We start from the raw sequence: 18,333 nt of genomic DNA, 5'->3' as shown, positions 1-18,333 counted from the left end.
GCATGAGTGAGCAGCACAGCAAAGCGCGTCACCGCAGAGGCAGGAAGGCCCTCGCCGTCGGGGTCCCGCTGGCCCTGACCGCCGCCGGCACCCTCGCCTACGGCACCGACCTCGGCCTCCTCGGTGAACGCGCCCAGCACAAGGCCTCCGCCGCCACCACCGCCACCCCTGCCTGGGCCACCGCCACCGCCGACGGGTTCGCCTCCGTCAACTCCCTAGGACAGGACGGGACTTATGGCGGTCGGGACGGTCAGATCGTCACCGTGAAGACGCAGGCCGACTTGGAGAAGTACGCCACGGCCGCCGAGCCATACGTCATCGTCGTCGCCGGCACCATCACCATGAACCCGGTCGGGAAAGAGATCAAGGTTCAGTCGGACAAGACCATCGTCGGGGCCGGGACCTCCGGACATATCGTCGGCGGTGGGTTCTTCCTCGGCCAAGGGGTCCACAACGTCGTCATCCGGAACCTCACCATCCGGGACGCGTACCAGGGCATCTGGAACGACAAGGACCACGACTTCGACGCGATCCAGATGGACGGCGCCCACCACGTCTGGATCGACCACAACGACCTGCGGCACATGGCCGACGGGCTCATCGACGTCCGCAAGGACAGCACGAACGTGACCGTGTCCTGGAACAAGCTGAGCCAGAACAACAAGACCTTCGGCATCGGCTGGACCGAGAACGTCGTCACCGACATCACGATCCATCACAACTGGATCCGGGAGACGGAGCAGCGCAACCCCTCCACCGACAACGCCGCCCACGCGCACCTCTACAACAACTTCCTGGAGGACGTGGCGGGGACGGACATCAAGTCGTCGTACGGCAACTACTCGCGCGGCAGGACGGCGATGGTGCTGGAGAACTCCTACTTCCAGGGCATGAACAACCCCGTCACCAAGGACAGCACCGCGACGCTGGTCCAGCGCGGCAACGTCTTCTCGGGCACCAGCGGCCGTAACGAGAGCGGCGGTACCGCCTTCGACCCGAAGGCGTACTACTCGTACACGCCGAATTCGGCTGCGAGTGTGCCGTCACTCCTCAAGTCGGGTGCGGGACCGCGCAGTTCGATCGGTACGACCGGCAGCGCCGCGAGCACCAAGGCCGCCACCACCCTCACCGTCGCCAAGGACGGCAGCGGGCAGTACTCGACCGTGCAGGCAGCTGTGAACGCGGTACCGGCGAACAACGCGTCGCGGGTGGTCATCGCCGTCAAGCCGGGCACGTACCGGGGGACGGTGAAGGTCCCGTCCAACAAGCCGCACGTCACCGTCCAGGGCACCGGGGGCAGCCGCAAGGACACGGTGATCGTCTACAGCAACGCGGCCGGCACGCCGAAACCCGGCGGCGGCACCTACGGCACCGGCGGCAGCGCCACCGTCGCCGTCGAAGCCGATGACTTCCAGGCCCGCAATCTGACCATCTCCAACGACTTCGACGAGAAGGCGAACCAGAACCTGAGCGGCCATCAGGCCGTGGCGCTGCGCACCGCCGCCGACAGGGTGTTCCTCGACGGGGTCATCGTCAGCGGTGACCAGGACACCCTGCTCGTGGACACCGCGGCCAAGGACAAGCTGGGCCGCGTCTACATGACGCACTCCTACGTCGTCGGCAACGTCGACTTCATCTTCGGCCGCGCGAGCGCGGTGATCGACCGGTCCGTCATCACGCTGAAGAAGCGCTGGGACGGCACCTCGGGCGGCTATGTCACCGCACCCAGCACGGCCGCCGACCGCAAGGGCATCCTGATCGCCAACTCCACGATCAACGGTGACGTGTCCGACCGGTCCTTCTACCTCGGCCGCAACTGGCACGCCGGCGGTGACGCGTCCCTCGACCCGCAGACCACGGTCCGCAACAGCACGCTGAGCGCCGCCGTCAGAACCACCCCCTGGTCCGACATGGGCGGCTTCTCCTGGAAGGACGACCGCTTCGCCGAGTACAAGAACTCCGGCGCGGGCGCCGGTTCCGCAAGCTCCGAGCGGCCCCAGCTGACCGACGCCCAGGCCGGTGGGCAGGAGGTCGCCGACTGGCTGGGGGACTGGACACCCACGGCCTCCTGAGACCCTGCTGACGACCACTCAAAGTCAAGGCGGGCGCGGGAGAACGTCAAGAGCGGCCCAACGTTCGATCATGAGTTCCCCGCGCTCGGCCATGATTCAGCAACGTGAACATTTGTTCTGAAGCTCGGGCGTACGTTCCAGCCCGTGAACTCTGACAGAGCCGTTGGCGCCCAGCCGACCGCATCCGCCCACAAGCGGTCCGCCCTTGCCTCTCCTGCCCGCCGCGCACTCCTGCGGTTCGGGCTCACCGGGACCGCAGCGCTGGGGGCCACCGCCGCCCTCGGCGCCGTTCCTGCCTCCGCCACCCCCACCGCCCCCACGCGTCACCGACCCGGCACGCCCGATGAGGCCCTGCGGGAGCTCGCCGCGGGCAACCTGCGCTGGCGCACCTTCCGTCAGCGCCACCCCGACGAGTCGCCCGCCCTGCGCCAGAGCCTGACGTCGGGTCAGCAACCGTTCGCCCTCGTCCTCGGCTGCATCGACTCCCGGGTCCCTCCGGAGCTGGTCCTCGACCAGGGCCTCGGTGACCTGATGACCGTGCGCTCCGCCGGCGAGGTCCTCGACGAGGCCGTGCTCGGCAGCGTCGCCTACGGCGTGCTCGAACTGAACATCCCCCTGGTCATGGTCCTCGGCCACCAGTCGTGCGGTGCCGTGAAGGCCGCCGTCGAGTCGGACCTGTCCGGCGAGCGGCTGCCGGCCCACATCCAGTACATCGCCGACCGGATAGCCCCGAACATAGACCGCACCCAGGAGGGCGACGCCCGCATCGACTCCACCATCGACGCCAACGTACGGGCGGTCCGCACCCACCTCGCGGCGGAACCGGACCTCGCCGCGAAGGTGGCCTCCGGCCGGCTGGCCATCGTGGGCGCCCGCTACGAGCTGACGACCCAGCGGGTCCATCGGGTCTGCTGACGGCAAGCAGCGGCGGCGGGGTCAGCGCCTGAGGACGAGGGTCTCCTCCGTGGGCACCCCCGGCACCGGCCCCGCCAGCCCCCCGTACACCCCGCCCCACGCCACCAACTCCGCGTGTGTACCCGCCTCCACCAGCCGCCCGCCGTCCACGACCAGCACCCTGTCCGCATCCGGCGCCAGGCTCAGGTCGTGGGTGATCACGAGGGTCGTACGGCCGGACATGAGGCGGCGAAGCGGCTGTACGACCTGGCGGGCGGCCACCGAGTCGAGGCCGGCCGTCGGTTCGTCCAGGACCAGGACAGGGGCGTTGCGCAGCATCGCGCGGGCGATCGTCAGCCGCTTGAGCTGACCGCCGGAGAGAGCGGCCGTGCCGGGGGCGAGGTGGGTGTCGTATCCCTCGGGGAGCGCGGCGATGAAGTCGTGGGCCGCAGCCGCACGCGCCGCACGCTCGACGTCGCCGTCGCTCGCGCCCGGTCGGCCGCACGCGATGTTCTCGCGGACGGTGCCGTTGAGGATCAGGGTCTCCTGGGGCAGCAGCGTGACGTTCTCGCGCAGGAAGCCCAGGTCCAGGTGCGGCAGCGGCACGCCGTCCAGGGTGATCGCACCCGCCGCGGGGTCGTAGAACCGGGTGAGGAGCTTGGCCGCGGTCGACTTGCCGGCGCCGCTCGGGCCCGTGACGATCACCAGCTCGCCGGGGCCGGCCGTGAAGGTCAGGCCGGTCAGCGAATCCCGCGTGGCGCCCGGGTAGTGGAAGGACACCCCGTGGAAGCCGACCCAGCCCCGCACCGGCCACGGACCGACCGGTTCGGCGGGGTCGGTGACGGCCGGCTCGGCGTCCAGGATCTCGCCGAGTCGCTGGGCTCCCGCGGTGGCGGCGGTGAGGGTGAGGCCGAGTTGGCCGAGGTTGCGGACGGGCGGGTAGAGGTAGCCGATGAAGGCGGCGAAGGCGAGGAGCTGCCCCAGGGTCATACGGCCGGCGGAGATCTCCCACACCCCGAGGCCGATCACCGCGAGCACTCAGATCGTCTCCACGACCTCGACGAACTGCTCGTACATCTCACTCAGCCGCGCCGCCCGCACGGACGCCTTCATCCAGGCGCGTGCCTCGCGGTCGAGCCGCTCCTCCTCGTCGCCCTGGCGGTTGTAGGCCTGGGTGAGGACGACGTGGCCCAGCGACTCCTCGACCACCGAGGTGATCGCACCGTCGGCGACCCGCTCGTCCTGGGAGGCGGTGCGGACACGGCCGGCGAAACGGCGGGCGGCCAGCAGGAACAGGGGCGCCAGGACGAAGGTGGCCAGGGCCAGGTCCCAGCGCAGGTACAGGGCGGCTGCCGAGTAGAAGAACGCCGAGAACACCGCAGCCACGGTGCCGACCACACCCGACACGACCATCTGCTCGATGGCCTCGACGTCCCCGGTGAGCCGCTCGACCAGATCCCCGCGCCGATGCTTCTGGAAGAAGTGCGGCGGCAGGTCCTGCACATGCCGGAAGACCTTCGCGCGCAGCCGCAGCACGAATCTCTCGGCGGTCCAGGTGGCGAGCGAGTTCCCGAGATACCCGACGATCGCCCCGAGTACGGCAACGCCCAGCCACGCCGCCGCAGGACCCCAGAAGGCGGCGAGCGAACCGGCTTTCAGCGCGTTGTCGGTGAGTTCCGCGAACAGCAGGATCGACGCGGTCTCGGCGAGCGCGGCGACCACCACGCAGGCCACGATGACCGCCAGCCACCTGCGGTCCCCGCGCGTCAGCGGCCAGAAGCGCCCGAAAGCCGTACGCACTTCCCTCATGCTCAAGTCCCTTTCCCAGCACCGGACAAGACCAGGACATGACGGAGGCGGGGCCCCCGGAGCCCGATCGCTCCGGTGACCCCGCCTCCCGTGTCGCGTCTCAGCCCTTGTGCGCGACCGGACGCCGCTTCGGAGCCGCCGTCTTCGCCACCGGCTTCTTCTTGGGCGCCGGGGCCGGGGCGGCGGGCTTGCGGGTCTTCTTGACGGGGGCGATCTTGTGGAAGCTCATCATGTTCTCCTTTGTTCTTGCGTCGAATTACTGCCGACCGCTGTCGTTCGCTTTCGACATGGAAAACATTACGGGACCCCGAACCACGAAATCGCCAATTTCGCTGAGACCTCTATTAATTGAGCCTGAGAGAGTTTTTCAGGCAATTCCCGGAACTAATCGCGAACTCACACAGAATTGATTACCGGCGCCCCACCGCCAGCCCGGCCCCTTCCAGCCGCACCCTGATCCCGTCCTCCTCCACCCGCACATCCCGCAGCCGTACGTCGCCGTTCGGCGGTTCGGGGAGGCGGAAGCCCAGGGAGAGCTGGTCGGCGAGGACCGGGCGGGTGAGGCGGGGAAGGGCGTCGAGGAGGGCGGGGTCGAAGCCGAGGAGCTTGAGGAGCTGGGGGTGGTCGAGAGCCAGGTCGATGAGGTTCAGGCGCATGGCCTGGCGGATGAAGCGCGGTGTGCCGGTCAGCTCGGTGAGCTTGGACTCGTGGCGCAGGGCCTCGCGGACGACCGAGTCCGGCACGCCCAGGCGCCGCACGACGGACGGGACGGACAGCAGCGCCTTCGCCTTGCGGGTCTCGTGGGCCAGGCGGGCCGCCGACGCGCGGCTCAGGTGCAGGCCCTCCGAGGTGCGGGCGCCGGGGCGGTACGTGGCCAGGTCGCCGATGTCCAGGCGCATGCCGCCGATGTGGGTGGCGATGCCGCGGTCGCCGTTGCGCAGGATGCGGGCCTCGGCGCGCAGCTTGAGGTCGTGTCCGGCGACCGGCAGGGTGCCGCGGGCCCGGATGCGGTCGTGGCCCTCTCCGGTGAACGTGACCTGGGACGCGCCGAGTTCACGGTTGAGGTCCGCGAAGGAGAGCAGGACGTCGCCCTCCAGCTCGGGGACGTCGGCGCCGCGCACCGAGAGCGGGCCGTCGGTGTCGAGCCGTACGCCTCTGGCCGTCGCCGTCACCTGGGCGAGGGAGATCCGGTCGGCGGCCACGTCGGGGACGGTCACCTTCACCGAGTCCAGCCGCTCGTCGGCGAGTTGGGTGAGGAAGGGGAAGCCGCCGATCTCCACCTCGGGAGCGGCCGCGAGGTCCAGGTGGGTCTTGAGGGTGTCCGCCGCTCTGCGCTCGGCGTAGAGGAGAGCCCAGCGGTCGGCGAGGCCGAGGAAGGCGGCGAGGACGACGAGGCCGACGACCGCCTTCATCGCGAACGGAAGTCCCGCGAAGCGGCCTTTGCGCCGGCGACGGCCGTTGCGGCGGTGATTGGGTGCGGCCCAGGGATCGTCCTGGGCCGCCGCTGCGTCCGCTTCATCCGATTGGTCCGGCTCGTCCGGTACGTCGTCGTAGAGGAATTCCTCCAGCGGACCGCCGTCCAGTCTGCCGAGCTCCTCGTACGGGTTGGTATAGGGAGCGTTTGGATGGGGATGCGCCGTTATGTGGTGGGGGGAACGCATCGGCCTATCCGACCATGCGCACGCCCCCCACCCGCAACCTCTACCGGAGGTTTGCGATCTAGTTCACGCTACTTCACTTCACTACTGCACAACCGTGATCCGGTTCGCCGCCGGCGGGGCGATCGGGTTCGTGGCCGAGGAGTTGGCCGTCAGGTACTTCTCCAGCACCGTCAGGTCGTCCGTCCCGACCAGGTCGTTCGTGCCCTGGCCCAGCGTGGGGAAGCCGTCGCCGCCGCCCGCGAGGAAGTTGTTCGTGGCGACACGGTAGGTGGCCGTCGGGTTGATCGCCTCGCCGTTGAGCTTGATCGAGTCGCTCACCACACGGTCCCCGCCCGACTTCGTCAGGTCCAGCGTGTACGTCAGGCCCGAGGAGATCTGCAGGACCTTCGGCGAGGCCGCGTTCGTACCGCTCACCTGCTCCTTGAGCACCTGGATCAGCTGCGCGCCGGTCAGGTCCTGAAGGTTCACCGTGTTGGAGAACGGCTGCACCGTGAAGCCCTCGGCGTACGTCACCACACCGTCGCCCTCGACGCCCTTCGCCGCGTAGGTCAGCGGCGCCCTGATGCCGCCGGGGTTCATCAGCGCGAGGTCCGTCTCCGGGTCCAGCTCCTTGCCGTACGCCAGCTGCGCGTCGGCGATCAGGTCGCCGAGCGGGGACTCGGTGCCGGCGCTCGGGATGTCGGCGGAGACGTAGCCGATCGCGCGGTTGCCGATGGGCGCCGCGAGGGTGTTCCACTTGCTGATCAGCCGGGTCATGTCGGGCGCCTTGGGGACGTCCCGGGTGACCACACGGTTCGCGGACTTCACGGCCGTACGGGCGATGTCGCCGGTGTAGCGGTCGTACGTCAGCGTGGTGTCCGTGTAGAGGCGGCCGAAGGACGCCGCCGACGTGACCATGCGGGGCTTGCCCGACGGGTCGTCGATCGAGCAGACGTACGCGGCGTGCGTGTGGCCGGTGACCAGCGCGTCGACCTGCGGCGTGATGTTCTTGGCGATGTCGACGATCGGGCCGGAGACGCCGTCGCCCGCGCCCGGGGCCTCGCAGTCGTAGTTGTACGACGCGGAGGCCGGGGCACCGCCCTCGTGGATGAGCGCGACGATCGACTTCACGCCCTGGCGCTGAAGCACCTTGGCGTACTTGTTGATCGTCTCGACCTCGTCCTTGAACTTCAGGCCCTTGACGCCCTCGGCGGAGACGACACCCGGCGTGTCCTCCAGGGTCACGCCGATGAAGCCGACCTTGACGTCCCGCTTCTTCCACACCCAGTAGGGCTTGAGGATCGGCTTGCCGGTCTTCTCGTCGAGGACGTTGGCGGCGAGGTAGGGGAAGTCGGCGCCCTTGAACTTCTTGTCCGAGTAGCAGCCGGCCGTCGGGTGGCAGCCGCCCTTCTGCAGGCGGGCCAGCTCCTTGGCGCCCTCGTCGAACTCGTGGTTGCCGACCGAGGTGACGTCCAGGTCGAGCTTGTTCAGCGCCTCGATCGTGGGCTCGTCGTGGAACAGGCCCGAGATCAGCGGGGAGGCGCCGACCATGTCGCCGCCGGCCGCGGTGATGGAGTACTTCTCGCCCTCGCGCGCCTGGCGCAGGTGCGTGGCGAGGTACTCCACGCCGCCCGCGTCGATGGTCTTCGTCGTGCCGTCCGCCTGCAGCTCGGTGACCCGGCCGGAGGAACCGGCCGGCGGCTCCAGGTTGCCGTGCAGGTCGTTGAAGGACAGCAGCTGGACGTCCTGGTAGCGGCCGTGCTGGTGACCGTGGCCCCCCTTGCCCGTGCTCCGGTCCGCCGACGCCGTCGCGGGCAGCGCCGCGGCCAGCGCGCCCACGGTGGCGAGACCGGCGGCGGTCGCGATCAGTGCGTACGTACGGCGTCTGCGGTGCTGCTGGTGGGATGTGGCTGACATCCGCCCCCCTGTGAGTCGTGAGTCGTAAGTGACATGGCCCCGTCGGGCGGCAGCCTAGAGTCAACGCGCGTAGCGCGACAGGGGGTTCCGGGTTACAGGCTGGTTGCTTCTGTGCCGGGACTTTGGCGGAGGCGCCCCTTACCCTCGTACGCATGACCAGCGACGACACCGCACACCCGCTTCCGATCCGTTCCATCGAGACCCATCTCGCGCTGTCCCCGGAGCAGACCGAGGCCGTGCTCGAACTGCTCGCGGAGGCCGCCCGGAACGACGGGCAGCAGGCGGTGTCCGAGCAGGGGCGGCTGCAACTGCGCGGCGGGGAGCGCGCGGGCGTGTCGCATCTGCTGCTGACGGTCGGCGGCGAACTCGTCGGCTACGCCCAGCTGGAGGACACCGACCCGGTGGAGGCCCCGGCCGCCGAACTGGTCGTCCACCCCTCGCACCGCGGCCACGGCCACGGCCGCGCGCTGGGCTCGGCCCTCCTCGCCGCGTCCGGCAAGCGGCTGCGGGTGTGGGCCCACGGCGGCCACGCCGCCGCCCGCCACCTGTCCCAGGTCCTCGGCCTCACGCTGTTCCGCGAACTGCGCCAGATGCGCCGCTCGTTGACGGACCTGACGCTGCCGGACCCGGTGCTCCCTGAGGGCGGGACGGTCCGCACCTTCGAGCCCGGCCGGGACGACGCGGCGTGGCTCGCGGTCAACGCCGCCGCCTTCGCCCACCACCCCGAGCAGGGCTCCCTCACCCAGCGCGACCTCGACGACCGCAAGGCCCAGCCGTGGTTCGACCCGGCGGGGTTCTTCCTTGCCGAACGGGCCGGCGAGCTCGTCGGCTTCCACTGGACGAAGGTCCACGCGGAGGAGGGGCTCGGCGAGGTGTACGTCCTCGGCGTGCGGCCTGGCGCGCAGGGCGGCGGCCTGGGCAAGGCCCTCACCACGATCGGGCTGCGGCACCTGGCCGCGCAGGGGCTGCCCACGGCGATGCTCTACGTCGACGCCGACAACAAGGCGGCGGTGTCGGTGTACGAACGGCTCGGGTTCACCACGTACGAGACGGACCTCATGTACCGGACCGAGACGTGACATCCGGCAGATAAGGGCAGACAAGGGGCGGCAATCTTGACGCCGCCCCTTTCTTTGCACCACCCTTTCACTACTCAATTAGTGAAAGGGTGGTGGAACGGATGGTCGAGTACCGCATCGACCGGCGCTCCGGCGTCGCCACCTATGTGCAGATCGTCCAGCAGACCAAACAGGCCCTGCGCCTGGGCCTGTTGGAGCCGGGCGACAAGCTGCCCACGGCCCGTGAGGTCGTCGAGGCAACCGCCATCAACCCCAACACCGTCCTCAAGGCCTACCGCGAACTGGAACGCGAAGGCCTGGTCGAGGCACGCCGGGGGCTCGGCACGTTCGTACGGCGCGGACTCAACACCGCACCGGCCGACTCGCCTCTGCGCACCGAACTGGACGCGTGGGCCGTACGGGCCCGCGAGGCCGGGCTGGACCGCGACGACGTGGACGCTCTCTTCATTTCCGTACTGGACACGCACTTCAAGCTGGACACGCATCTCAAGGGGGACGAATCATGACCGAGACCGCCATCGAGGCGGCCGCGCTGGGCAAGAGGTTCGGGCGGCGCCGCAAGCCGGCGCTGGACGGCTGCGACTTCCGGCTCCCCGCGGGGACCGTGTGCGCCGTCGTCGGGCCGAACGGCGCGGGCAAGTCGACCCTGCTCTCCCTCGCCGCCGGTCTGCTGCCCCCACCGACGGCACGATCAGCGTCCTCGGCCAGGCCCCGGGGGCGGTCCGCGCGCGGATCGGGTACGTCGCCCAGGACAAGCCGCTGCACCCGCAGCTCACCATCGCCGACACCCTGCGCTTCGGCCGCGAGCTGAACCCCGGCCGCTGGGACGACCGGGTCGCCGAGCGGATCGTCGCCGAGGGCGACCTCGAACCGGACGCGAAGATCCGCACGCTCTCCGGCGGCCAGCGCACCCGCGTCGCGCTCGCCCTCGCCCTCGGCAAGCGCCCCGAACTGCTGCTCCTGGACGAGCCGATGGCCGACCTCGACCCGCTCGCCCGGCACCAGCTGATGGCCACGCTCATGGCCGACGCCGCCGAGCACGGCACCACGGTTGTCATGTCCTCGCATGTCGTGGCCGAGCTGGAGGGCGCCTGCGACCACCTTCTGCTCCTCGGCGCCGGCCGGGTGCGCCTCGCCGGCCCGCTGGACGACCTGCTCGCCGCGCACCGCCTCGTCACGGGCCGCGCCGACGCGTCCCTGGACCCGCACACCGTGGTCGAGTCCCGCACCACCGGGCGCCAACTCACCGCACTCATACGCCCCGAGGGCCCCCTCGGCGACAGCTGGCAGACCACCGCCCCGACGCTGGAGGAACTGGTCCTGGCGCACCTGCGCGCCCCCGAGGCCCCTGCCCTCCGCCTCGACGACGTGCGGGAGGCCGCCGTATGACCACCGTGACCCTTGAGACGTCCACCACCGCCACACCCTCCCGCGGACCGCGCGGCCTGGTCTGGACGATGCTGCGACTGCACCGCTCGGCGCTGTGGTTCTGGGTGATGCTGGTGGCCGTGGCCGCCGGGGCACTGCTGTGGGCGTACGGGCCGGGGGCGGACGCCGCCTGGGCCGAGTTCCGGAAGATGGGCTGCGACTTGGCGCAACCGGGTCCGGGCTGCGACTTCACGGGCCCCGCCGCCATGCGGCTCGACACGGTCGTCGCCGTCGGCGCCGGACTGCTCACCCTCACGCCGTTCCTCACCGCCGCCTGGGCGGGCGCCGCCCTCATCGGGCGCGAACTGGAGAGCGGCACCGCCCAGTTGGCGTGGACGCAGTCGGTCTCCCCGGCCCGCTGGCTCGCCGCCAAGCTCGCCGTCCCGGCCGCCCTGCTCGTCTCCGGCACGCTCCTGCTCACGCTGCTGCACCGCATGCTGTGGTCCGCGGAGGGTCCACTGCGGTCGGTGCTGAGCTCGCGCGAGTGGCACGACAGCATCAGCTTCGTCGCCAACGGCACCCTCGCCACCGCCTACGCCCTCCTCGGCCTCGCCGTCGGCGTCCTCGCGGGCGTGCTCCAGCGCCGCGCCCTGCCCGCGCTCGGCACGGCGGTCGTCGGCCTTGCGGTCCTGCTGCAAGCGCTCGCCGATTTGCGCCCGCATCTGTGGCCGGTCGAGACGCTCGTCAACAAGGACGAGTACCCGCCGTACATCGGCATGGTCGTCGGCGAGGGCGGCCTCACCTCCGCCGGCGCCCGCGTCTCGGACCCCATCTGCGTCGACGACGCCAAGTGCCTCGCCGACCACGACATCGTGGGCTTCTACCGCGACTTCCACCCGTCGTCGCACTTCTGGCCGCTGCAGCTGATGGAGACGGGCATCGCCCTCGCCGTGGCGGCGCTGGCGGTGCTGATCGCCTTCCGGCTGCTGAAGCGGCGTACCGGAGCCGCCGTATGACGACCGCGCTCACCGCCACGACCGCCCCCGCCGACCGCACCCCGCGAGGCCCGCGGGGCCTGGTCTGGACCGTCCTGCGGGTGCACCGCACGGCGCTCGTGTTCTGGGCGCTGGCCCTGCTCGGCGCCACGGCCGTACTGATCTGGATGTACGCCATCGGCGACGAGGCCCGCAAGGGCGACGTCCCGTGCGCGACACCGGCCCGCGAGGGCTACCCCGGCTGTGCGTCCGTCGAGTCGATCACCGTGGACGACGTCTACATCAGCTGGATCGGGCTGGTCGCCAACGCTCTGACCTACGCGATCTGGCCCGTGGCCGCCTGGGCCGGCGGCGCGCTCATCGGCCGCGAGCTGGAGAGCGGCACCGCGCGTCTCGCCTGGTCCCAGTCGGTCACCCCGACCCGCTGGCTGGCGGCCAAGCTCGCCGTCCCGGCCGTACTGCTGGCCGCCGGCACCGGCGGACTCGTCCTGCTGAACAACTGGGCGCGCGGCGACGGCGACCCCGACCTGGTCGGTGACTGGTACAACGCGGACGCCTTCGTCGGCACCGGCCCGGCCACCGTCGGCTACACCCTGGCCGGCCTCGCCCTCGGCGCACTCGCCGGGCTGCTGCTGCGGCGAGCCCTGGCCGGCGCCGGGGTGGGCCTCCTGGCCGCGCTCGTCCTGTGCGGCGTGCTGGAACGCTTCCGCGAGGACCTGTGGCCGGCGGTCACCCGCACCGCGACAGGCCGTCTCGAAATGCCCCGCTCGGCCCTGGTGACGGGCCGGGACGAGAGGACCATGGACGGTGTCCGGCACATCCGGGTGACGTACCACCCCGAATCCCACTACTGGCCGATCCAGTACGTCGAAACCGGCATCCTGCTCGCCGTGGCCGCCGCCGCGACGCTCGCCGCCTTCTGGCTGCTGCGCCGCCGCACGCCGTAGATCCCGCCGCACGCCCCTCAAGGGGGAGGGGACGTGCGGTCCGGACAGCCGCCCGGCGATGTAGACGTCCGCGAGCCGCCCCCCGCTATCCCACACGCCATGTCTTCGTAACCATTGGTTCAGACGGACTTGCGACGCTCAGCCAATGACCCCCGCCGTGCCAGAGCCTTCGCCGCACCCGGGAGGGAGCGCGAGGAACGGGGACGCCCGACGCCTCCCCGCCAAGCTCCCGCCCGCGCTTTCCGACGCGCCCATAAGCCTCGACACGCGGAACAATGGGCATATGAGCCAGTCCTCGAACGCCCAGGCAAAGGTCCAGCACGCGCAGCCCTCCGTGGGCTCCATCGCGGCGCACCGTCCGCACGGGGTCACCTCGGCAGTGGTCTCCGACCTGGAACCCGACATCGATGCCGACCTCGACGCGTACGAGGTCACCGAGATCGACGGCGTCCAGTTGCCGCAGGGCCGTTTCCTGGACCGGGAGCGCAGCTGGCTCGCGTTCAACGAGCGCGTCCTCGAACTCGCCGAGGATCCGAACACCCCGCTCCTCGAACGTGCGAACTTCCTGGCGATCTTCGCCAGCAACCTGGACGAGTTCTTCATGGTCCGGGTGGCCGGTCTGAAGCGCCGGATCGCCACCGGTGTCGCCACCCGGTCCGCTTCCGGCCTCCAGCCCCGCGAGGTCCTGGAGATGATCTGGGCCCGCTCCCGCGAACTGATGGCCCGGCACGCCGCCTGCTACCACGAGGACGTCGCCCCCGCGCTCGCGGAGGAGAGCATCCACCTGGTGCGCTGGAGCGAGCTGACGGAGAAGGAGCAGGCCCGCCTCTTCACCCTGTTCCGGCACCAGATCTTCCCGGTCCTGACCCCGCTGGCGGTCGACCCGGCGCACCCCTTCCCGTACATCTCGGGCCTGTCCCTGAACCTGGCCGTACGGGTCCGCAACCCCGTCACCGGCACGCCGCACTTCGCCCGCGTGAAGGTGCCGCCGCTGCTCTCCCGCTTCCTGGAAGCCTCCCCCGGCCGGTTCGTCCCCATCGAGGACGTCATCGGCGCGCACCTGGAGGAGCTGTTCCCGGGCATGGAGGTCCTGGAGCACCACGCCTTCCGGGTCACCCGCAACGAGGACCTGGAGGTCGAGGAGGACGACGCCGAGAACCTCCTCCAGGCCCTGGAGAAGGAGCTCATGCGGCGCCGCTTCGGGCCGCCGGTGCGCCTGGAGGTCGAGGAGAACATCAACCAGGAGGTCCTTGACCTGCTGGTGCGTGAGCTGAAGATCAGCGAGGCCGAGGTCTACCCGCTGACCGGCCCCTGGACCTCACCGGTCTCTTCCGCATCGCCCACATCGACCGGCCCGAGCTGAAGTACCCGAAGTTCGTCGCGGGCACCCATCGCGATCTCGCCGAGGTCGAGTCGGCGTCCGCGCCGGACATCTTCGCCGCGCTGCGCAACCGGGACGTGCTGCTGCACCACCCGTACGACTCCTTCTCCACCTCCGTGCAGGCCTTCCTGGAGCAGGCGGCCGACGACCCGGACGTCCTCGCGATCAAGCAGACCCTGTACCGCACGTCCGGCGACTCCCCCATAGTCAACGCGCTCATCGACGCCGCCGAGGCCGGCAAGCAGGTCCTCGTGCTGGTCGAGATCAAGGCCCGCTTCGACGAGCACGCCAACATCAAATGGGCGCGCAAGCTGGAGGAGGCCGGCTGCCATGTCGTCTACGGCCTCGTCGGCCTGAAGACGCACTGCAAGCTGTCCCTGGTGGTCCGCCAGGAGGGCGAGACGCTGCGGCGCTACAGCCACGTCGGCACCGGCAACTACCACCCGAAGACGGCGCGGCTGTACGAGGACCTCGGCCTGCTGACCGCCGACCCGCAGGTCGGCGCCGACCTGTCCGACCTGTTCAACCGCCTGTCCGGCTACTCCCGCCGGGAGACGTACCGCCGTCTGCTCGTGGCCCCCAAGTCCCTGCGTGACGGCCTGATCTCGCGGATCAACAAGGAGGCCCAGCACCACCGTGCCGGGCGTCCCGCCCATGTCCGCATCAAGGTCAACTCGATAGTCGACGAGGCGATCATCGACGCCTGCTACGCCGCCTCCCAGGCGGGCGTACCGGTCGACATCTGGGTCCGCGGCATCTGCGCGATCCGCCCGGGCGTGGCGGGGCTGTCGGAGAACATCCGCGTCCGCTCGGTCCTCGGCCGCTTCCTCGAACACTCCCGGGTGTTCGGCTTCGGTAACGGCGGCGAACCCGAGGTGTGGATCGGCAGCGCCGACATGATGCACCGCAACCTCGACCGCCGTATCGAGGCCCTGGTCAGGGTCACCGACCCGGCCCACCGCGCCGCGCTCAACCGGCTCCTGGAGACCGGTATGTCCGACACCACCGCGTCCTGGCACCTCGGTCCAGACGGCGAGTGGACCCGGCACGCGACGGACGCGGACGGCCAGCCCCTGCGCAACGTCCAGGAGATGCTCATAGACGCCCGGAGGCGCCGGCGTGGCACAGCAACACCTTGATCCGACGGACCCCATGGCCGCGGCCGTGACCGGGGACGCCCTCGCGGGCTACCTGCGCGCCCAGGCCACGGAGTTCCTCCGAGCCCTGCGCATGCACCGGGAGACCGGCGGCGGTACGGCGGGCGGTGGCTCGGAGGAGTCCGTCGACGCGGCCCGGGCCCTGCGCCGTTCGGCCCGCCGTATCAGCGCCAGCCTGCACACGTTCCGCCCGTTGCTGGACACCGACTGGTCGGAGGCCATCCGCCCCGAACTGGCCTGGCTGTCGGGCACGCTGGCGATGGAACACGCGTACGCGGCCCGTCTGGAGCGCCTGCTCCTGGCGCTGCACCGGTTGTCGGGGGCGGCGGTGCTGCCCGCGCAGACGGGGGTGGCCGGCGTGCCCAGTGCGACGACCGTGCCCGGCGGGGGCAGGGCTGCGGGGAGCGGTTCCACCGATGCGTCCGCGGGCGGCCGTGGCCCCGGCGCCGGCCCACAGAAAGGGGAGCCTGCTGAGGCCGGTCCCCCGGCCCACCCGGCGGCCACCCCGGAACGCGGCAACCTGACCGTCGGCGCGGCAAAGGCGGGCGCCCTGCTCGACCGCCAGCTGACCCTGGCCCGGACGCGAGCGCACAGCACCGCGCTCCAGGCCCTGGGCAGCAGCCGTTTTCACGCCGTGGCCGACAACATCGCCGTACTGGCCAGCGAGGTCCCCCTCACCCCGGCCGCGGCGACCGCCGACCTGCGCCCCCTCGCGGCCGCCGCCGAGGAGCGGCTCACCGACGCGGTGACGGCGCTGCCCCTGGTGACGGCGGGCCACCCCTACAACGCCGAGGCCCTGATCCACGGACTGTCCCCGGACCCGGCCCCGCATCCGCAGGACGCGCCGTGGCACCAGGTCCGCCTGCTGCTGCGCCTGCACCGCTACGCCCGCGAGGTGCTGCAGGGCGACAGCGGCCAGGTGGACGTACGGCTGCTGGCGACCGGTCAGTCCCTCAACCGGCACCGTGACGCCTCCGAGGCCGCGGCCGCCGCGGCGCAGGCGGCCCGCACCCCGCGGATCGCCCCGGCGACGGCGTACGCGCTCGGCGTCCTGCACGCCGACCAGCGGCACGAGGTGGAGGCGGCGCGGTTCGCGTTCCAGCAGTCCTGGCAGCGGCAGACGGTGGGCACGCCGTAGGCATCCCCGAGACGGGAACTCCTGAATCAGGAACCCCTGAAGGAGGCTTCATCCCGTGACGCACGCGAAGGACCTCACCGTCCATGCGGCCGGCTGCGTCCTGTGGCGCCGTTCGCCGGTAGACGGTGAGGTGGAGATATGCCTCATCCACCGGCCGAAGTACGACGACTGGTCCCACCCCAAGGGAAAACTGAAGCGTGGCGAGGCCCCCCTCGCCGGTGCGCTGCGCGAGGTCGCGGAGGAGACCGGTCACTCCGCTCAGCCGGGCACCGAACTGCCCACCATGCGGTACATGGCGAACGACCGTCCCAAGCAGGTCCGCTACTGGGCGGCCGAGGCGGGCCCCGGCACGTTCGCCCCGAACGACGAGGTGGACCGCATGCTGTGGCTCTCGCCCACGGCTGCCCGCAGCCGCCTGACCCAGCCTAGAGACCGCTCCCTCGTGGACGCCCTGCTGGAGTCGCTGCGCCTGGCATAGTCCGCAACAACCCCCCACAAAGCCTCGGAATGCACCCGTGTCCTCAACGTAAGCGTTCCGTGACCTCACCGCACCGTCCCCAGGGGTTCACCCCCCGTTCATTTACGCCCTTTGGCGCCTTCACCTCTTCTGCTTAATTTCGGCCTTGCACGATGACGGACCGCGCCCCGGGGGACGGACCGCATCACCCATTCTTCGCACGCCGCCGAATTCAGGCCGGCGGCTCCTGGAAGGAACTCTTTCAAGTGAAGCTTCAGCGCAAGAACCGGCGAGCTCTCGCTCTCGGCGCTCTCGCCGTCTCCGGCGCCCTGGCCCTCACGGCGTGCGGCTCCGACGACACCGGCACCAACGGCGGCGGCGATTCGAGCGCCAGCGCCGACGCCAGCAACATCAAGTGCGACGACGCCCAGGGCCAGCTCCTCGCCGACGGCTCCTCCGCGCAGAAGAACGCGATCGACGCCTGGGTCAAGCAGTTCACCGCCGCCTGCAAGGGCGTCCAGATCAACTACAAGGGCGGCGGCTCCGGCGCCGGCGTCACCGCGTTCACGCAGGGCCAGGTCGCCTTCGCCGGCTCCGACTCCGCGCTGGACGAGGAGGAGATCACCGCCTCCAAGAAGATCTGCTCCGGCGGCCAGGGCATCGACCTGCCGATGGTCGGCGGCCCGATCGCGGTCGGTTACAACGTCCCGGGTGTCGAGAACCTGGTCCTGGACGCGCCGACCCTCGCCAAGATCTTCAACGACGGCATCAAGAACTGGAACGACCCGGCGATCGCGAAGCTGAACCCCGACGCGAAGCTGCCCGACCTGAAGATCCAGGCGTTCCACCGCTCGGACGAGTCCGGCACCACGGACAACTTCACCAAGTACCTGATCGCCACCGCCAAGTCCGACTGGCCCTACGAGGGCGGTAAGGCCTGGCAGGCCAAGGGCGGCCAGTCCGCCGCCGGCTCCTCCGGTGTCGCCCAGCAGGTCAAGCAGACCTCCGGCGCCATCAGCTACATGGAGCTGTCGTACGCCAAGGACGGCATCAACGCGGTCAAGATCGACACGGGCGCCGACGCCCCGGTCGAGGCCACCACGGCCAACGCCTCCAAGATGATCGCCGCCGCCAAGCGCGTCGGCACCGGCAAGGACATGGCCCTGGAGCTGGACTACGCCACCAAGGCCGCCGGCGCCTACCCGATCACCCTGGTGACGTACGAGATCGTCTGCGACAAGGGCAACAAGACCGACACCCTGCCCGGCACCAAGGCGTTCCTGCGCTACATCGCCTCCGAGGACGGCCAGAAGATCCTCGAGGAGAACGACTACGCCCCGATGCCCGAGGAGATCATCTCCGAGGTTCGTACCACCATCGATGGCCTGAGCTGACCTGAGTGCGGTCCGGTCCGGGCCTGTAAGGACCCGGACCGGACCGCACCGTCCGGTGCACCGCCGCCCGGAGTCGTACATCGCC

At 70.6% G+C, this 18,333-nt stretch carries 12 protein-coding genes and 3 pseudogenes; 11 read left to right on the top strand and 4 right to left on the bottom strand.

The window, feature by feature from the left end; genetic code table 11:
* Window positions 1-2 precede the first annotated feature (2 nt).
* Together OHO27_RS22305 and OHO27_RS22300 are read left to right on the top strand one after the other, a co-directional pair.
* Window positions 3-2,072, top strand: coding sequence for a pectinesterase family protein (locus OHO27_RS22305; RefSeq protein WP_328426591.1), 2,070 nt, complete (start codon window positions 3-5; stop codon window positions 2,070-2,072).
* A gap of 144 nt (window positions 2,073-2,216) precedes the next feature.
* On the top strand, window positions 2,217-2,987 hold the full coding sequence (locus tag OHO27_RS22300; RefSeq protein WP_328426589.1) for a carbonic anhydrase: 771 nt from the start codon (window positions 2,217-2,219) through the stop codon (window positions 2,985-2,987).
* Window positions 2,988-3,008: 21 nt separating this feature from the next.
* On the opposite strand, the pseudogene OHO27_RS22295 reads toward OHO27_RS22300, so the two are convergent.
* The 4 genes and pseudogenes from OHO27_RS22295 to OHO27_RS22280 all read right to left on the bottom strand — a co-directional run bounded on the left by OHO27_RS22295 (window position 3,009) and on the right by OHO27_RS22280 (window position 8,332).
* Window positions 3,009-4,775, bottom strand: a pseudogene (locus OHO27_RS22295) (ABC transporter ATP-binding protein).
* A gap of 100 nt (window positions 4,776-4,875) precedes the next feature.
* Window positions 4,876-5,007 carry a hypothetical protein gene (locus OHO27_RS22290; RefSeq protein ID WP_328430740.1) on the bottom strand — a complete coding sequence of 44 codons (132 nt, stop codon included), beginning with the start codon at window positions 5,005-5,007 and terminating at the stop codon, window positions 4,876-4,878.
* A 178-nt stretch (window positions 5,008-5,185) separates the two neighbouring features.
* Window positions 5,186-6,436 carry an LmeA family phospholipid-binding protein gene (locus tag OHO27_RS22285; protein WP_328426587.1) on the bottom strand — a complete coding sequence of 417 codons (1,251 nt, stop codon included), beginning with the start codon at window positions 6,434-6,436 and terminating at the stop codon, window positions 5,186-5,188.
* Between the two features lie 81 nt (window positions 6,437-6,517).
* On the bottom strand, window positions 6,518-8,332 hold the full coding sequence (locus tag OHO27_RS22280; protein WP_328426585.1) for a bifunctional metallophosphatase/5'-nucleotidase: 1,815 nt from the start codon (window positions 8,330-8,332) through the stop codon (window positions 6,518-6,520).
* Window positions 8,333-8,484: 152 nt separating this feature from the next.
* Here OHO27_RS22280 and mshD point away from each other — a divergent pair, with 152 nt between their 5' ends.
* From mshD to pstS, 9 genes and pseudogenes are all read left to right on the top strand, one after another.
* Window positions 8,485-9,411, top strand: coding sequence for a mycothiol synthase (mshD, locus tag OHO27_RS22275; protein ID WP_328426583.1), 927 nt, complete (start codon window positions 8,485-8,487; stop codon window positions 9,409-9,411).
* Window positions 9,412-9,512: 101 nt separating this feature from the next.
* A complete protein-coding gene (locus OHO27_RS22270; protein ID WP_328426581.1) occupies window positions 9,513-9,917 on the top strand; it encodes a GntR family transcriptional regulator in 405 nt (134 codons plus the stop codon).
* Window positions 9,914-10,800: pseudogene (locus OHO27_RS22260) on the top strand (ABC transporter ATP-binding protein). The gene OHO27_RS22270 and the pseudogene OHO27_RS22260 overlap by 4 nt, the downstream one beginning before the upstream one ends.
* Window positions 10,797-11,795, top strand: coding sequence for an ABC transporter permease (locus OHO27_RS22255; protein WP_328430508.1), 999 nt, complete (start codon window positions 10,797-10,799; stop codon window positions 11,793-11,795). The pseudogene OHO27_RS22260 and the gene OHO27_RS22255 overlap by 4 nt, the downstream one beginning before the upstream one ends.
* On the top strand, window positions 11,792-12,721 hold the full coding sequence (locus tag OHO27_RS22250; RefSeq protein ID WP_328426579.1) for a hypothetical protein: 930 nt from the start codon (window positions 11,792-11,794) through the stop codon (window positions 12,719-12,721). The genes OHO27_RS22255 and OHO27_RS22250 overlap by 4 nt, the downstream gene beginning before the upstream one ends.
* A 283-nt stretch (window positions 12,722-13,004) precedes the next feature.
* Window positions 13,005-15,241, top strand: a pseudogene (locus OHO27_RS22245) (RNA degradosome polyphosphate kinase).
* The gene (locus tag OHO27_RS22240) at window positions 15,222-16,397 is read left to right on the top strand and encodes a CHAD domain-containing protein (protein ID WP_328426577.1); all 1,176 of its coding nucleotides are present in this window, start codon (window positions 15,222-15,224) and stop codon (window positions 16,395-16,397) included. The pseudogene OHO27_RS22245 and the gene OHO27_RS22240 overlap by 20 nt, the downstream one beginning before the upstream one ends.
* A gap of 55 nt (window positions 16,398-16,452) precedes the next feature.
* Window positions 16,453-16,875: an NUDIX hydrolase gene (locus OHO27_RS22235; RefSeq protein WP_328426575.1), complete on the top strand. Its 423-nt coding sequence runs from the start codon at window positions 16,453-16,455 to the stop codon at window positions 16,873-16,875.
* Window positions 16,876-17,120: 245 nt separating this feature from the next.
* A complete protein-coding gene (pstS, locus tag OHO27_RS22230) occupies window positions 17,121-18,248 on the top strand; it encodes a phosphate ABC transporter substrate-binding protein PstS (RefSeq protein WP_328426573.1) in 1,128 nt (375 codons plus the stop codon).
* Window positions 18,249-18,333 lie beyond the last annotated feature (85 nt).

Source organism: Streptomyces sp. NBC_00443, assembly GCF_036014175.1.
GTDB lineage: Bacteria > Actinomycetota > Actinomycetes > Streptomycetales > Streptomycetaceae > Streptomyces.
The sequence above is the reverse complement of the archived record's forward strand: the minus strand, read 5'-3'. Positions and strand labels throughout refer to the sequence as shown.

Bases quoted from the DNA above. Each gene is read 5' to 3' on its own strand.
- OHO27_RS22305 (WP_328426591.1), top strand. From the start codon at position 3: ATGAGTGAGCAGCACAGCAAAGCGCGTCACCGCAGAGGCAGGAAGGCC.
- OHO27_RS22290 (WP_328430740.1), bottom strand. From the start codon at position 5,007: ATGATGAGCTTCCACAAGATCGCCCCCGTCAAGAAGACCCGCAAGCCC.
- mshD (WP_328426583.1), top strand. From the start codon at position 8,485: ATGACCAGCGACGACACCGCACACCCGCTTCCGATCCGTTCCATCGAG.
- OHO27_RS22255 (WP_328430508.1), top strand. From the start codon at position 10,797: ATGACCACCGTGACCCTTGAGACGTCCACCACCGCCACACCCTCCCGC.
- OHO27_RS22280 (WP_328426585.1), bottom strand. From the start codon at position 8,332: ATGTCAGCCACATCCCACCAGCAGCACCGCAGACGCCGTACGTACGCA.
- OHO27_RS22270 (WP_328426581.1), top strand. From the start codon at position 9,513: ATGGTCGAGTACCGCATCGACCGGCGCTCCGGCGTCGCCACCTATGTG.
- OHO27_RS22285 (WP_328426587.1), bottom strand. From the start codon at position 6,436: ATGCGTTCCCCCCACCACATAACGGCGCATCCCCATCCAAACGCTCCC.
- OHO27_RS22250 (WP_328426579.1), top strand. From the start codon at position 11,792: ATGACGACCGCGCTCACCGCCACGACCGCCCCCGCCGACCGCACCCCG.